Annotated in this window: 13 protein-coding genes; 2 read left to right on the forward strand and 11 right to left on the reverse strand. The window is 56.3% G+C overall.

Going from position 1 to position 13,596, the window contains the following annotated elements:
* Nucleotides 1-207: 207 nt before the first annotated feature.
* The 8 genes from trmB to ACRRQW_RS08095 all read right to left on the reverse strand — a co-directional run bounded on the left by trmB (nucleotide 208) and on the right by ACRRQW_RS08095 (nucleotide 9,889).
* Nucleotides 208-858 carry a tRNA (guanosine(46)-N7)-methyltransferase TrmB gene (gene trmB / locus ACRRQW_RS08060; protein ID WP_438480767.1) on the reverse strand — a complete coding sequence of 217 codons (651 nt, stop codon included), beginning with the start codon at nucleotides 856-858 and terminating at the stop codon, nucleotides 208-210.
* 45 nt (nucleotides 859-903) lie between these two features.
* The gene (locus tag ACRRQW_RS08065) at nucleotides 904-2,175 is read right to left on the reverse strand and encodes a sensor histidine kinase (RefSeq protein WP_438480768.1); all 1,272 of its coding nucleotides are present in this window, start codon (nucleotides 2,173-2,175) and stop codon (nucleotides 904-906) included.
* Complete coding sequence (locus ACRRQW_RS08070; RefSeq protein WP_438480769.1) at nucleotides 2,172-2,873, reverse strand: response regulator; 702 nt, start codon at nucleotides 2,871-2,873, stop codon at nucleotides 2,172-2,174. The genes ACRRQW_RS08065 and ACRRQW_RS08070 overlap by 4 nt, the downstream gene beginning before the upstream one ends.
* A gap of 91 nt (nucleotides 2,874-2,964) precedes the next feature.
* Nucleotides 2,965-4,854: a tRNA uridine-5-carboxymethylaminomethyl(34) synthesis enzyme MnmG gene (gene mnmG / locus ACRRQW_RS08075; RefSeq protein WP_438480770.1), complete on the reverse strand. Its 1,890-nt coding sequence runs from the start codon at nucleotides 4,852-4,854 to the stop codon at nucleotides 2,965-2,967.
* 15 nt (nucleotides 4,855-4,869) lie between these two features.
* Entirely contained in the window at nucleotides 4,870-6,249 is a 1,380-nt protein-coding gene (gene mnmE / locus ACRRQW_RS08080; RefSeq protein ID WP_438480771.1) for a tRNA uridine-5-carboxymethylaminomethyl(34) synthesis GTPase MnmE, read from the reverse strand.
* Between the two features lie 143 nt (nucleotides 6,250-6,392).
* Complete coding sequence (gene recA, locus ACRRQW_RS08085) at nucleotides 6,393-7,475, reverse strand: recombinase RecA (protein ID WP_438480772.1); 1,083 nt, start codon at nucleotides 7,473-7,475, stop codon at nucleotides 6,393-6,395.
* 136 nt (nucleotides 7,476-7,611) lie between these two features.
* Nucleotides 7,612-8,832, reverse strand: coding sequence for an anion transporter (locus tag ACRRQW_RS08090; RefSeq protein ID WP_438480773.1), 1,221 nt, complete (start codon nucleotides 8,830-8,832; stop codon nucleotides 7,612-7,614).
* Nucleotides 8,833-8,875: 43 nt separating this feature from the next.
* Complete coding sequence (locus tag ACRRQW_RS08095; RefSeq protein ID WP_438480774.1) at nucleotides 8,876-9,889, reverse strand: DUF2891 domain-containing protein; 1,014 nt, start codon at nucleotides 9,887-9,889, stop codon at nucleotides 8,876-8,878.
* 89 nt (nucleotides 9,890-9,978) lie between these two features.
* On the opposite strand from ACRRQW_RS08095, the gene ACRRQW_RS08100 reads away from it, so the two are divergent.
* Nucleotides 9,979-10,332 carry a glutaredoxin family protein gene (locus tag ACRRQW_RS08100; RefSeq protein ID WP_438480775.1) on the forward strand — a complete coding sequence of 118 codons (354 nt, stop codon included), beginning with the start codon at nucleotides 9,979-9,981 and terminating at the stop codon, nucleotides 10,330-10,332.
* Nucleotides 10,333-10,451: 119 nt separating this feature from the next.
* Entirely contained in the window at nucleotides 10,452-10,913 is a 462-nt protein-coding gene (locus ACRRQW_RS08105) for a DUF5069 domain-containing protein (RefSeq protein ID WP_438480776.1), read from the forward strand.
* A 6-nt stretch (nucleotides 10,914-10,919) separates the two neighbouring features.
* Here the strand turns inward: ACRRQW_RS08105 and ACRRQW_RS08110 are convergent, their stop codons facing one another.
* The 3 genes from ACRRQW_RS08110 to ACRRQW_RS08120 all read right to left on the reverse strand — a co-directional run bounded on the left by ACRRQW_RS08110 (nucleotide 10,920) and on the right by ACRRQW_RS08120 (nucleotide 13,589).
* A complete protein-coding gene (locus ACRRQW_RS08110) occupies nucleotides 10,920-11,444 on the reverse strand; it encodes a methyltransferase family protein (protein ID WP_438480777.1) in 525 nt (174 codons plus the stop codon).
* A gap of 39 nt (nucleotides 11,445-11,483) precedes the next feature.
* Nucleotides 11,484-12,545 (reverse strand): hypothetical protein, encoded by a 1,062-nt coding sequence (locus tag ACRRQW_RS08115; RefSeq protein ID WP_438480778.1) that lies wholly within the window; start codon nucleotides 12,543-12,545, stop codon nucleotides 11,484-11,486.
* 84 nt (nucleotides 12,546-12,629) lie between these two features.
* Complete coding sequence (locus ACRRQW_RS08120) at nucleotides 12,630-13,589, reverse strand: ABC transporter permease (RefSeq protein ID WP_438480779.1); 960 nt, start codon at nucleotides 13,587-13,589, stop codon at nucleotides 12,630-12,632.
* Nucleotides 13,590-13,596 lie beyond the last annotated feature (7 nt).

Here is a 13,596-nt window from a genome sequence, read left to right on the forward strand (position 1 = left end):
AATGACTATGTCGTGGGGAAAGGGGTGGAATTAGCCGCGTGGGGTCGGCGAACTGTCATATCTAATGTAGCCTGAGCTTGCGCAGGGTGAGCAAGGCCGCATTTTAAAAATTAATGGATTCCGATAACTCAGCATTGCTGGCGCGGACCGCCCCGAAGGTGCGTTCGAATGGCGAGCGCGCGCTCCATCCGAATCCATTTATGCAGCTTACCTGGGTCCTGTTAGGGGTGGCAGCCGTGAGTCAGTTGTTTCTGTTGGTGTGGCTGGATGTGATGTCCTGATCGCCACGAATGACTGATACGAGGGCGCGCGGGCTTGAAAAACCGTCTCGTGTTCCAGTGGCCAATCTGCGTTTTCGGCTATGGCCCAAGTGTTTACGGTGGGCATTAGGTTCTTAACGGCGGCAAAATAGTCTGCATGATCCGTGCGAAAATACAGTTTCCCGCCCTCTTTTACCCGACTGGCGGCTGATTCGAGAAAGTCCGCGCGCATGATCCGGTTTTTGTGGTGACGCTTTTTCGGCCACGGATCCGGAAACAACACCCAGATTTCGCTAAAAGTGATCTCGTCGGGCAACGCGTGGAGAAATTCGCCCGCTTCCGTGAGCACGAAATGGCAGTTTGCGAGCTTGCCGCGCGTGGCTTTTTTCCGACTCCGGCCGATGCGCAGGGTGTTGATATCGACGCCTACGCACGTTTTTTCGGGAAATTCCTGCGCGTAACGCGTCAGAAAATGGCCGTGGCCTGAGCCGATTTCCCAGACGATGGCCTGTTTTTGCGGTAAAAGCGCCGCGAGTTCCGCGCGCAAGGCGGTGCGGCGGTCGTTGATGCGTGCGAGGAATTCCGGTGTGAGGCCCACGCTTTCGTTTGTCGTAAGAGTGCGCTGCGGCGCAACTCCGAAGCGTCAGCTTTTCTGCGAACGCGGCAGGCTCACAAAAATCGCGAGCCCCTGCCCTTCACTGCTTTCGGCCCACACTTTGCCGTGATGCAACTGCACGATGTGTTTCACAATGCTGAGTCCGAGACCGGTGCCGCCAGTTTCGCGTGAGCGGCCTTTTTCGACGCGATAAAAACGTTCGAAGATGTGTGGTAGATCTGTCGCAGGAATGCCGGCGCCGTTATCGCGCACGCATAATTCCACTTCGTTGCCGCCGAGCGCGCGCGCGCCGAGTTCGATCCGCGAACCTTTCGGCGTATATTTGAGCGCGTTCTCGATTAAGTTGCCGAAGACGTGAGTTAACTTTTCGCGGTCGCCATTTACGGCGCCGAAATCCGCCGGCACTGCGACCGTGATCGTGTGAGCCGCGCCACTTTCACGATGGCGATATTCATCCGCGAGTTCGCCAAAAAATTCTGCGAAGTTTACGGCTTCGAGATTCAGCTGCGGCGTGGCGGACTCGAGGCGCGAAAGCGAAAGTAGATCGTCGATGATCGCTTTCAAACGATCGCTGTGACGCTGGATGGTTTTTAAAAATTTATCGCGCTCTTCGAACGTCATCGTGTCGTGCCCGTCGACCAGCGTTTCGACGTAGCCTTTAATGATGCTGAGTGGCGTGCGTAATTCGTGGGACGCATTCGCGACGAAATCCCGGCGCACGCGCTCGAGTTTTCGCTCGGTGGTGAGATTGTGGATGACGAAAAGCGCCCACGCATTTTTCCCATCGGGCGATGCGATCGGCGCGCCGGACGCTTCGATCCACACGGTGTGAGCACCGTCGGTGATTTCGAATTCCTGCCGCGACAACGGCTGGCCCGCGCGCGTGGCGCGCACGTAATCGAGGAACGCGGAGCTGCGAATGATGAGTTCGAGGCGGAGGTTAACGAGATTGCGCGACGCAGGAAAAATTTCGCGCAACGCACGATTCGCGAGGTGAATATAATTCGCCTGATCAACGATGAGCACCGCTTCGCGCAAATTGCCGAGCGTGGCTTCGAGCTGCGTGAGTTGCCCGGAGTGCTGCTGTTGCAGGGCGGAATTTTCCGTGATCTGGAGGTTGATCGTTTCGACGAGGCCGTTCCAATTCGGAAGATAGTTCGCGATGCTTTCTTCGCGTAGATACGGCTGGTTTAATTTCACGGCATCGCGCAGTTCGGCGAGCGCGCGATTTTGCTTCCACAAAATGCGGAATAAAAAAAGCAGCGCGAACGCGAGACCGGCAATGATGAGACCAATCATGCGGGCATTTTCTTATCCGAGATTCGATACCCTACTCCGCGAATCGTTTCCACCCAGCCGGCTTCGTCGCCGAGCTTTTCGCGCAAGCGACGCACGTGGGTATCGACCGTGCGCGTTTCGATCTCCGTAGAATAATTCCACACGTTGAGCAGCAAATGCTCGCGCGTTTGCACGCGGCCCTGGCGCTCCATCATCAAGCGGAGTAATTTAAACTCAGTGGCCGTGAGATCGAGGACGTTGCCGCGCACCGTCACGCTGTGGGTATCGCTGTCCAAAAGGATTTCACCGATCTTGATCTTAGCGGCGGTCGGTTCCTTCGGTGCAGCGATGCGACGCAAAATCGATTCCACGCGTAAAACGAGTTCCTTCGGACTGAACGGCTTTCCCAGGTAGTCATCTGCACCCGATTCCAATCCCTCGATGCGATCATGCGGTTCAGCTTTTGCGGTGAGAAAAACAATCGGAGCCTTCGCAAGTTTAGGGTCGGCGCGAAGAATGCGGCAGATCTGGATCCCGCTCAGGTGCGGCATCATTATGTCCAGTATTATCAGATCGGGCTGATAGCTACGGGCTTTCGCGATGCTGGACGTGGCGTCGTTCAATGTTTCCACGTGGAAGCCCTTTGCTTTGAGATGATACGCGACCAAATCGGTAACATCGGGCTCATCATCGACGACTAGGATTTTCTTTTTCTCCATGGCGGCACTTTGAGCGGTGAGAGGTGGCGTTCCAGTGGATTTAAAGGGCGTCACGCGATTGTTACACGAACTTTGCGCGGCGTGTGACGAATTACGCGGGCGAGTTGTTACCGGCGTTTTTGGCCCGCCGTTGTGATTCGATGAGCACCATTAAAATGCTGATATCCGCCGGGTTAACTCCGCTGATGCGGCTGGCCTGGCCCAAGTTGTGCGGTCGGAATTGCTGGAGCTTCAGTGCGCTTTCTTTGCGGAGGCCTAGAATCTTGGAGTAGTCGAGATCGGGTGGTAGATGGATTTTTTCCACTTCCTTGAGCTTGTCGATTTGGCGCTGTTCGCGTTCCAGATAACCGCGGTAGGTCACGCGATAGAGAACCTCATCGCGGACTTCTTTGGATTCTTTCGCAAACGCCTCAGGCAGCGCGGCAGCTTCCTTGTGGCGACGAATTCCTTCGGCCCAAAATCCGCCGGTTGTGCGGTTCTTTTCCAAGAACTCCATCCAGTCCAGAATCGTTTTCTGCTTTGCTCGAATATTGTCCAATCTATTATTGGACAGCAATTTATGATTAGATGCATGCTCGAGTAATCTCAATTCGGCGCTGCCATGATTAAAGAAAAGCCGGTGCTCTGCCCTACTCGTAAACATGCGATACGGTTCGATTGTGCCTTTGGTGACCAAGTCATCAATCAGCACGCCGATATAGCCTTCGTGACGCTTAATGATTAACGGCGGCTCAGAGCGCACCTTCAAGACTGCGTTGATCCCTGCGACGAGACCTTGGGAGGCTGCTTCTTCGTAACCGGAAGTGCCATTAATTTGCCCCGCTAGAAATAGGTTTTCGACCTTCCGAGATTCCAGCGACGGATGCATCTGTGTCGGTGGCGCAAAATCGTATTCTACGGCGTAGGCCGGCCTGAGCAATTGAGCCTGCTCGAGACCTGGGATACTATGCACAAGATCCAGTTGCACATCAAATGGCAGACTCGTGGAGAGGCCGTTGATATAGTATTCATTGGTGTTGCGGCCTTCTGGCTCGAGGAAAAGCAAATGACGTGGCTTGTCGGCAAAACGCACGAATTTATCTTCAATGCTCGGGCAATAGCGCGGGCCGACGCCTTCGATCTCGCCGGAATACATTGCGGACTTGTGCAGGTTTTCTCGGACGATCTGCTCAGACTTGGGCGTCGTGTAAGTCATCCAGCACGACGCTTGCGCGGTGCCGGGTTTCCAACCGATGCGAGTTTCGCCAGTCTGTTCCACGTGGAACAAGTCGCCGTCGTCGCGAGTGTCATGAAAGGCAAACAGGGTTGGCTCACTATCCCCGCGCTGCTCTTGAAGTCCGGTGAAATTGATGCTTCGGCCAAGGATGCGCGGCGGAGTGCCGGTTTTTAGCCGCTGGAGTTCGATGCCTGCTTCCAACAGGCTGCTAGAAAGTGTTTTCGCGCTAAAATCGCCCAGACGGCCGCCTTCGTTCTTATTCTGACCGACGTGCATCAAGCCGCGGAGAAAAGTTCCCGTCGTGATGATCACGCTGCGGCCTAAGAAATCGATATCCAGATTCGTGCGGCAGCCGACAACTTTGCCGTCTTTAAAAATCAGGCCCGTGACGGTCGCCTGGAATATCTGGAGGTTCGGTTGCAGCTCGAGGGTGTGCTTTAGTCGGAATTGATAAGCTTTTTTGTCGCATTGCGCACGAGGCGACTGCACGGCGGCGCCTTTGGACTCATTGAGCAAACGAAACTGAATTCCCGTTACGTCGGTGTTAATTCCCATTTCGCCGCCAAGCGCGTCAATCTCGCGGACCATTTGGCCTTTGGCTTGGCCACCGATCGCCGGGTTACAGCTCATCTGGGCAATCGTATCGATGTTGCCGGAAAGAAGTAGGGAGGATGCGCCCATCCGCGCTGCGGCTAGACAGGCTTCAACGCCCGCATGGCCTGCGCCGCACACGATTACATCAAAAGGCTCTTCGCGATAAATCATTATTTTGATGTCGTATTATTTTCCGATGCAGAACGAAGCAAAGAGCCGATCGAGCATTCTTTCGTTATCAATTTTTCCCGAAATTTTGCCAAAAGCATCGAGAGCCCCACGTAAATCGCTGGCCATCAATTCAGTAGGGTCGTTTTTCATTAACTTTGAGCGGGCCGAAGTCAATGCTTCGCCTGCCTCGGTAAGTGCGCTCGCGTGTCGTGCATTGATCGCGATGAGTTCGCTGCCCACTTCCACGTGGAACTTTTCGGCTAATTTCGTCACTGCAGCGCTCAACGCCTCCAATCCAGCGCCCTGTAGCGCGGAGATCTTTATGTCAGGGAAGTTTTGCGAAAGGGGGGCAAACTGAGCTTCCGCGAGATCGATCTTATTAAAAACTACGACTGTGTTCTGGGGCGTCATGCGGGCGGAGAGTTCCGTGGGCAACTCGGGAGTTGGGCGGGTCGAATCGAGCACCCAAAGAAACAGGTCGGCTTCGCCCGCTTGCTCGATTGATTTTTCCATCCCGCGCTTTTCGAGGGCAGAGGGTGCGGGGTTTAATCCAGCGGTATCGATCAGCCGCAGCCAGTGCGGGCCGATGACAATGCGTTCTTCGAGATAGTCGCGAGTTGTGCCTGGCTCCGGGCTCACCAAAGCGCGTTCGTGACCGACTAAGCGGTTCAGTAAACTGCTTTTGCCCGCGTTGGGTTCGCCTACGATGACTGTTTTGATGCCGTCACGAAGAATGGCGCCGTAATGACTGGTTGCAAGCAAGCGACTCGTGTTGGAGAGCAAGCTATCGAGCTGACTGAGAATTGTTTGTCGATTTTCTGGGGGTAGGTCTTCCTCGGGGAAATCGATGTAGGCTTCGATGTGAGCGACGATGTTAAGCAGGGAAGAAATGAGTTCATCCATGTGCCGACCCAGGGCACCTTTAAGTTGCTGAGTAGCAGCAGCCAAAGCCCGTTCGCTCCGGGCATGGATCAAGTCCATGATCGCCTCAGTTTGGCTTAAATCCAAACGACCGTTTAAAAATGCCCGTTTACTAAATTCGCCGGCTTCAGCCGGTCGACATCCACGCGCGATCAAGTCTTCGAGGATTTTTTGCGCGATGAAGGGATTTCCGTGCGATGAGATTTCGACGGTGTCTTCGCCCGTGAAGGAACTCGGCGCGGCAAAGTAAGTGAAAAGGGTATCGTCGACCAACGTGCCGCGCACATCGCGGTAATCCGCATGCCGGGCGAGGCGAGGCGAGGGCAGTTCACCAAAAATTGCGCGGACAACCTCCGGGACTTGCGGGCCACTGGCGCGCACGACCGCGATGGCTGAAGTGCCAACGGGCGTCGCGAGAGCGGCAATGGTGTCTGTGAAAACTGACATCGACCTCACGCAAGCAAAGCGCCCCATGAACGCAAAATGAAAGCAGAGCTGATCTTTTGTGCGAACTCACGCCGCGCGCGACGATTCCGGCTTACAGTTCGATTCGAGCCCAACAAAAAGCCCGGCGCTGGTGGCGTCGGGCTGAAGTTAACGAGAGAGGCAGAAAAAATTTATTCCTTATCTGCGTCTTTGTCGGTGCCGTTGGCTTTGGCGGCGACTTTCTCGAGGATGCCTGCCTTCACTTTGGCCGCGAGTTCAGGACTATCCTTGAGCGCTTGCTTGGCGGCTTCGCGACCTTGGCCGACGAGATCGCCGTTAAACGCGATCCAAGCGCCTTTCTTTTCGAGCACTTTGTGGTCGATACCGAGATCGATGAGCGAGCCGTTCGCAGAAATGCCTTCATCATACATGATGTCGAATTCGACTTCGGTGAAGGGCGGGGCGACTTTGTTTTTAACGGCTTTGAGCTTCGTGCGATTGCCGATGATTTTGCCGTCCGGCGTCTTGAGTTGGTCTTTGCGACGGATATCGAGACGAATGGAAGCGAAAAACTTCAGCGCGCGACCGCCGGAAGTCGTCTCGGGGCTGCCAAACATGACGCCGATTTTTTCACGAATCTGATTGGTGAAGATACACACGCAGTTCGTCTTGCTGACGACGGCGGTGAGGCGACGCATCGCTTGCGACATGAGGCGGGCTTGCGCGCCGACGGTGGCGTCGCCCATCTGGCCATCGAGTTCCGCTTTCGTGGTGAGCGCAGCAACGGAGTCGAGGATGATGACGTCGATGGAGTTCGAGCGAATGAGCGTCTCCATGATGTTCAGCGCGTCTTCGCCGGAGTCGGGCTGGGAAACGAGAAGATCGTCGAGGTTAACGCCGACGACTTTCGCGTATTTCGGGTCGAGCGCGTGCTCGACGTCGATGAACGCCGCGAGGCCGCCCTGGCGTTGCGCTTCGGCGATGACGCTCAAGCAGAACGTCGTTTTACCGGACGATTCCGGTCCGTAGATTTCCACGATGCGGCCCTTCGGCAAACCGCCGACGCCGAGCATGAGATCGATGGCGAGCGAGCCAGTCGAAAGCGTTTCGACCTTCATCTTGGCATTCGAGCCGAGGCGCATGATCGAGCCTTCGCCGAATTGTTTGGTGATGCTCGAGAGAGCGAGATCGATGTTTTTTTCGCGCGCGTGAGTCGTCGTGGCGACGGCGGCGGACTTGGAATCGGCTTTCGTGGGTTTATCGGCTTTGGACATTGTAATATCGTGTTAAGGGAAAAGCGGGCAGTATATCACGGGGTGTGACAACGTTATGTCAGGAGACTTTTAACCGGCTGTCTGCACGTGCAAGTGTGGAGTGGATAAAAAAGCGCCTGAAAATAGGACGCGTTCGTCACCGCGCCAGCCACGCAATCCCGGTGAGCAGGGTCAGCACGGCGATCGGCGTGCCGGCTTTGAGGTATTCCACAAAGGAAAGTTTTACGCCGCGATGCCGTGCGATTTCCGCGACGATCAAATTCGCCACGGAACCGAGGAGCGTGAGATTGCCGGCGAGAGTCGTCGCCATCGCAAGTGTGAGCCAAGCTGTCGTCGGTTCCGCGAGCGTCGGCACTACCGGACGGAATAGCATCACCGCTGGCACATTCGAAACGAGATTACTCAACACCACCGCGACGCCGGTCAAACTCGCCGGGCCGCCGTCCGACCACGGGCGCAACGCCGCAAACAAATGCGCGCCCAAGCCCGACACCTCGATCGCTCCAGTCACCACAAACAACGACGCGAAAAACACGAGCAGGCCCCAATCGATCTCTTTGAACACGCGCTCGGGTTTCAAGCGGCGCGTTAGCAACACGAGCGCCGCCGCCATTAACGCGGCCAGCGGAATGGGCGTTCCCATCACCATGGCGACGAGCATCAGCACCGTCGCCACCAGGCACTTGTTTAAGAGCGGCCGATACTGACGGCCGGGCAACGCATACGTTTCGGCAAAAGTGGTCGCGGCAAACTCGCGGCGATACACCAACGCAATCACGACCCAGATGATCACGAGTCCGATCGCGGCGATTGGTGCGAGTGAAACGAAAAAATCGATGAACGAAATCCCCGACGCCATGCCGACGAGCATGTTTTGCGGATTGCCCATCACCGTCGCCACCGAACCGACATTGGCCGCGGTCACCAACGCGACGAGGTAGGGGATGGGGTTGCGCTTCAGTGATAGTGTGACGTCCAACACCAGCGGCGTGAGCATCAGCGCAATCGTGTCATTAAGAAACAGCGCCGAAAGCACGCCAGAGATCACCACGATCAACGCCAGCAAGCGTCGCGGCGTGCGCGCGTAATGGATCACCTGCGACGTCACCAAATGAAAGAAACCCGCGAGGCGCAGATTCACGTTGAGCACCATCATCGCGAGCAGCAGCACGATGGTGTTCCAATCGATGGCGTGATACGCCTTCTCCAGTGGAATCGTGCCGAGCGCGATCAACGCCGTCGCGCCGACCAACGCGATGGTCGCGCGATTCATTCGCAACCACGGCCAGCGGCCGATCGCGACGCCGACCAGCGTGCCAACGATGATAAAGAGCGCGACCCAGGTTTTCCAATCCATGGCGTAAGAATGACCAGACGCGAGTTGCCGGCTACTCGAAAAATTATTCGGTCATCGCATACACCGCGAACGAAGCCAGCCAGTGGGCGCGATTAAAATCCTCGGCGCTTAACAACGGCATCGCGGCGTCCAAGTGCCGCACCGCGGCGCGGCGCGCACGTTCATGCCGTGGATCGGATTCCGGCAAGGCGGAAGCGATGCGCCGCCAGCACCACGCACGATTTAAATTCAGCCCGATAAGATGCGCAATTTTCGGATCGGCCGGATTGCTCACGCGCACCGGCGTGAAAATCTTCTCGGGATCTCCAGTGTGCAGATTCGGCAAAAAACGGCTGAGCCAGCGGCTAAAATTTTCCGCGGGTAACACCGCCGCCATCACTTCGGCTTCGGTCAACGCGGGCGAAAGAAAATCTTCGCCCGACGGTTCCCATTCCGCGGAATAATTAGCGTCACGCCCGAACCAAAACGCCATGCGGCTCGTGCACATGAGTTTGAGTTCCTGATCGTCGACCACCCGCGTGTAATCGATCGCCAGCTTCACCGCAAAGGCAGTGTTATTATGCACGCCGTGCCGCACTGCATGCGTCAATGAGGGCAAATACGCGAGCAGGCCTGAGCGCACCACGGCCACGAGCGGCGCGAGATTGGCCGCGAGCGCCGGTTGATAGCGGGTGAGTTCTTCTGCGAGTTTCAACAACCACGCCCACCCATAGGGTCGTTCGAAAAATCCGCGTCCGGGTTCTTTTAAATAAGCCGCTTCCGCGATCAGGTTGGCGGGCGTGAGGTTTTCTGCGAGCGCCCGATCAATTTCCGCCTTCTCTGGCAAATCCGGGAAAAGCCGCGCGAGCCGGGCGAGGATGCAGTATTGATGCACGCAGGAATGCCAGTCGTAGCTGCCATAAAACGCCGGATGCAATTCGCGCGGCGCCCGGACATCGGCAGCGCCGTTAAGCTGGTGCTGGAGGAGATGCGGATATTCCCGGCGGACGTTGGCAAGGCCAAGTCGGGCAAATTCGGAGGCTTGGGCGAGGGAGAGAGTGGGGAAAGCGGTGGACACGGTGGTTCAGCGCGTGCGGCTGAAAGTTTCAGTTGAAGAAGCGAACCTGCCGCATAAGTTGTGCCGACTCAAGATTTCCAACCACACCAATGAAAATTAAGGCATATCTCAAACCGCATTGCGGCTGGTCCAACGGCGTTCGCGCCATCATGCGCAAGCACGCCCTCCCGTTTGAGGACATCGACATCATCAATAACCGCTCCAACTACGAGGAAATGGTCCGCAAGTCCGGCCAGCCGCTTTCGCCGTGCGTGGAAATCGACGGCGTGATGCTCGCCGACATCTCCGGCGAAGAAGTCGAAAACTACATGCTCGCCAACAATCTCGTCAAAGCGACCAACGCGCGCGTGGATGTGAACACCAACGCCGGCTGCTCTGCCGAAGAGCACGAGCGCCAAGCCGCGCAAGCCGCCGCTTCCAGCAAGCCGGTGCGTTTCTTCTAAGAGAGAAGCAAAACAAGTTTCCTGAAGCCGGACTTTCAACAAGTCCGGCTTTTTTTGCGCCCGGATTTGGCCAAGGAGCGCGCTTGCCACTTTGCGCACGTTACGTTGCGCTGCCGCCAATGCTTTCGAAACCCATTCCCGGATCCTCTGGCGATGTGCTCACGACGTTGCCGTCGGCTTATTTGCCGCACGGCGCTACGGGGTTGCTGCATTTGCCGCGGTTTCTGGCGAAATGCCATTATACGAAAACGCACGGTTCGCTCCCGCCGAGTTACGCGAAGAATTACAAGCGAGGCATGGATCGATTCCTCAGCCTGCACCTCGGCATCGATCCAAGCGCAGTCGAGAAAATCGTGTTCGAATCCGCGACGGACGAAGAAATCGACGCCAGGCTAAAAAGCCTTTTTCCGGCGGATTTGCGCGTGGCCAAATGGAATCGTGATTACGTGCAAAAAGGCATGACGCCGAGCGGGCGTGATTTTCTCAAGGAAGCGCTGACCAACATGGGTTGCGCGGACCGCGTCGAGCAAATCGCCAGCGTGGTTGACCTGATCGAATTCGACGAAGGTCGAATCGACTGACCGAGCTCAATTTTTCCCGGAACCAAACGGCGCGATGGTTTCGTTGCGGGGCTTCGGTTTGCGGGGAATCCAGCGCGACTGCACTTGATTGCAATAATCGGAATAAAGCGCGCCGAAGCGCATGCGCAGTTCGTTTTCCTCGATCGTCCGCACCACGAGTTGGAAAACCGACGCCAGGAAAACGAAATAAAGCCAGAGCACGACCCCGCCGACAAAAATGGCCTCCGCCACCACGATTAAAAGCACGCCGACATACATCGGGTTGCGCAGCCACGCATACAGCCCGCGCGTCAGCACTTTTTGGGGCGGATCAAAAGGCATCGGCGTGCCGCGGCCTTTGCGGATGATTTGCCACGAGCTGGCTAAGTAGACTAGGGCTCCGAGGAGTGCAAACGGCACGGCCGCGAAATGTTGCAGCGACCAATCCGTGGGTATCGTTGCCCGTCGGACGAGAAACGCCCACGGCACCCAACCAAGCAAAAACCCCAACACAACGGCGTTATAGATGAGATTTTTTAGAAAAAGCCACATGGGGTGAGTAAACGGCCTGCTGAACAAGAGCAGGTCGGCTCACATTATCAAGGGCGTCGTCGTTAAAGGGTCGTTATCTTTTCCGATATTTTTCCGCAATGATTCTAAGTTTTTGCGCACGAGCGCGCCCATGCTTTCGCAATGCAAATAGGTGTCGGATCTAAAGTGTTTCGCGAGGCCTTCGCGCAAAGACACGACATTTTCGTGCGGCGCAATCGGGTCTCCATCCATGGCTTCGAGTAATTGCGATAGTCGCACGCTGGCGAGTTCGGCCCGTTGCAAAATGAGTGTCTGCTCTTCGCGCTGATACTGGCGCGCGGTTTTCAAATGCAAATGTTGCGCGCAAAAGAGCGCGAGCGGCGTGTTGTCTTTAAAATATTGCGGCAAATAAAAACGCGGGCGCCCGTTGTAGCTTTGCTGGTCGAAATCCATCGCCCGGATGCGGATCTGCCAGCCCTCGAAATCCGGCGCGAGCACCACCACGAAATTGTAGCTGCGCATATCGCCGAGCAGGCGCACGAAGCAGCGCTCGTTGAACTTCACCAACTCCTTCGCGATACGAATCGGGCGCAGTTCTTTGCTGTGCAGCCAACTGTTGATAAATACGTCACCCGGCAAACCCACGATATGCTCTTCCACGAGCGTATTCCCATAGGTGATAAAATTGAGTCGATTCGGGGAAAGCAGATGCTCGAGTTCGAGCCCATACACGCGCGACGCGTCGGCCTTCTTGACGTAAAAATAGTCCGGATTGTCGTTGATCGCATTGACGATGCGGATGCGAAACGGGGTGGAGTTGCCGAAGCTGCAGAAATCCACGCGGTCGATATACAAGTGCTGCATCACCGACGAATCGCCGTCGACCTTGAGCAACGCGTAGATGCGTTTCAGGCCTTCCTTCAGCGCTTCCAATTCTTCCGCGTGATAAACGACGGTTTCCCACAACGTGTTGCGGCCCTCGCGATCCATCAGCGGCACCGAATCATTGAACCCGCGCAACCGCTCGTAAGTGATCGGCAGTTCGCGCTCGCGGCGGAATTTTTTCAAATACCCGCGCAGTTTTTCGCCGATGGGATAACTCGGTTTCTTTTTGGTGCGCACGGGCGCGGAATCGTTGTCTTCCACTGGTGCGACCAAACTAACCGCGCGAGACGCCGCTTGGCAATCTCGCGCCGTGTCGAAAAATCACGCCGCCGTTTTGCCCTGCCGCACGCGGTCGAGGAACACGGCGACGATGATCACGAGGCCAATGATGATTTCCTGAAAATACGTGGGCCAGCCCATCTGCTGCGAACCGTTACGCAACACCGCCATGATCAGCGCGCCGATCATGGATCCGAGAATCGTGCCGACGCCGCCATTCAGACTCGCGCCGCCGATAATGACCGCGGCGATGATGTCGAGTTCGAGACCAACGGCGACCGTGGGATCGCCTTGGCGAAGGCGGGAAAGTTGGAAAAGTCCGGCAAGGCCAAAAAACAGACCGGCAATCGTGTAGATCAGGATTTTCAAGCGCGTCGTCGGAATACCGCACAGGCGAGCGGTCGCTTCGTTCGAACCAATCGCGAACACGTGGCGCCCGAAGACGGTATTGCGCAGGAGCAGCGAAGTGAGAATCGCGAGTCCGAGCGCCACCCACACGCCCGTGGGCAACGCGTAGCTAAAAGGATCTTTCGTAGTCATCCAGCTGTTGATCGGCGAAGCGTCGTAGTTGACCGTTTGATTATCGCCGAGCCACTTCGCCGTGCCGCGCACCACCCCAAGCATGCCAAGGGTGATGATGAATGGCACGACCCGCAGACCGGCGATGAGCGCGCCGTTGAGCAAACCAATCAATCCACCCGCCAGCACCACGGCGCATAAAGCCGGCACCGGCCCGTAGCCTTTTTGAATCAACAACGCGCCGACCACGCTCGTGAACGCAATGCTCGACCCCACCGACAAATCGATGCCGCCGCTCACGATGATCATCGTCATGCCGAGCGCGCCGATGGCGACGATCACGGTCTGCGTGAGGATGATTTTGAAATTATTATAGGTGAGGAAATATTCGCGCGTCTCTGCCGGCAGCGAGAAAAGCACGATGACGAGAATAAGTCCGATAAACGGGCCGGCTTTCGCCAGGATTTTTTTAAACGTGTCCATTGATTCG

It is taken from the genome of Oleiharenicola lentus, assembly GCF_051660365.1.
Lineage (GTDB): Bacteria > Verrucomicrobiota > Verrucomicrobiia > Opitutales > Opitutaceae > Lacunisphaera > Lacunisphaera lenta_A.

What these genes read in the sequence shown, in the direction of transcription:
- ACRRQW_RS08065 (WP_438480768.1), bottom strand. Translation starts at nt 2,175, where the DNA reads ATGATTGGTCTCATCATTGCCGGTCTCGCGTTCGCGCTGCTTTTTTTA.
- ACRRQW_RS08070 (WP_438480769.1), bottom strand. Translation starts at nt 2,873, where the DNA reads ATGGAGAAAAAGAAAATCCTAGTCGTCGATGATGAGCCCGATGTTACC.
- mnmG (WP_438480770.1), bottom strand. Translation starts at nt 4,854, where the DNA reads ATGATTTATCGCGAAGAGCCTTTTGATGTAATCGTGTGCGGCGCAGGC.
- mnmE (WP_438480771.1), bottom strand. Translation starts at nt 6,249, where the DNA reads ATGGGGCGCTTTGCTTGCGTGAGGTCGATGTCAGTTTTCACAGACACC.
- recA (WP_438480772.1), bottom strand. Translation starts at nt 7,475, where the DNA reads ATGTCCAAAGCCGATAAACCCACGAAAGCCGATTCCAAGTCCGCCGCC.
- ACRRQW_RS08090 (WP_438480773.1), bottom strand. Translation starts at nt 8,832, where the DNA reads ATGGATTGGAAAACCTGGGTCGCGCTCTTTATCATCGTTGGCACGCTG.
- ACRRQW_RS08100 (WP_438480775.1), top strand. Translation starts at nt 9,979, where the DNA reads ATGAAAATTAAGGCATATCTCAAACCGCATTGCGGCTGGTCCAACGGC.
- ACRRQW_RS08105 (WP_438480776.1), top strand. Translation starts at nt 10,452, where the DNA reads ATGCTTTCGAAACCCATTCCCGGATCCTCTGGCGATGTGCTCACGACG.
- ACRRQW_RS08110 (WP_438480777.1), bottom strand. Translation starts at nt 11,444, where the DNA reads ATGTGGCTTTTTCTAAAAAATCTCATCTATAACGCCGTTGTGTTGGGG.
- ACRRQW_RS08120 (WP_438480779.1), bottom strand. Translation starts at nt 13,589, where the DNA reads ATGGACACGTTTAAAAAAATCCTGGCGAAAGCCGGCCCGTTTATCGGA.